Annotated in this window: 1 protein-coding gene; it reads right to left on the bottom strand. The window is 32.6% G+C overall.

Features of this window, described 5'->3' with window-relative positions; all coding sequences use genetic code 11:
* Window positions 1-321 precede the first annotated feature (321 nt).
* The gene (locus tag P9687_RS17235; RefSeq protein WP_168985630.1) at window positions 322-693 is read right to left on the bottom strand and encodes a hypothetical protein; all 372 of its coding nucleotides are present in this window, start codon (window positions 691-693) and stop codon (window positions 322-324) included.
* Between the last annotated feature and the right edge of the window lie 160 nt (window positions 694-853).

Genomic DNA, 853 nt, shown 5'->3' on the forward strand with positions numbered 1-853 from the left:
ACTTCAAAAACTATAATATAATTATTAAGTCAACCTTTCGTGTATAGGCTTACTTAAATGAGTGAAGTCCTTATCTGTTAAATGCGTGTCCGAAACGATTCCAACAGATGAATCGTTATGAAGCAACTTGCTTAACCCATTCCAATACTGAGTTAGGAATTTTACTTCAACTTATATATCATGACGTATCTCTATTTTCTTTTTTAAAAATTTTCAAACTTCTGTCTCGTAATTTTTGTCATAATCAGGAACACATGGCTCTTTTAAGATATCTGTTAATGGATACTCATCATCAAAGCCATCATCCCCTAATTCATAACATTAATTGTTTCGGGGTTGAATTTCGTCAGAAATAGCATCATCATAATCCTGTAATTCTTCCGAAATTTCTTTTAATCGCTCAATATTGTTTGTGAATTCGTCGTAAGAAATTTCTTGGTACTCAAAAATTCCCTCGCCATATTTATCACTGTCAAATATTTTTACCTCAGTACCTAATTTCATTAATATATCAACTAAGCTTTTTAAACTCTCCATGTCATCAATGTTATTTGCATCACTCGCTGCTAATAAATCGTTGTTTTCAATTTTACTTTTTATCTCTGAAATCCCTAATCCTGTGTACTTTCTCAATGGTATAATATATTTGCTAAGTTGGCTATCAGCAGCTAACTTAATTGCGATTTTGCTCATATATCATGCTCCTTTCTATTAAAATTCCTCTGTAAAATTCGGGTTAACTGGTCTACCAGGAGCATTTTTACTATAATTTCCGCCATGCCAGCCCTTTAAATGCTCTCTAGTGGTTACTGGATAGATTAACTCTCCTCTGTTAGATACATGTGGATAATTC

The sequence above is a fragment of the Weizmannia sp. CD-2023 genome, assembly GCF_036225245.1.
In the GTDB taxonomy this organism is placed as follows: domain Bacteria; phylum Bacillota; class Bacilli; order Bacillales; family Bacillaceae_C; genus Weizmannia; species Weizmannia faecalis.

What these genes read in the sequence shown, in the direction of transcription:
- P9687_RS17235 (WP_168985630.1), bottom strand. Translation starts at nt 693, where the DNA reads ATGAGCAAAATCGCAATTAAGTTAGCTGCTGATAGCCAACTTAGCAAA.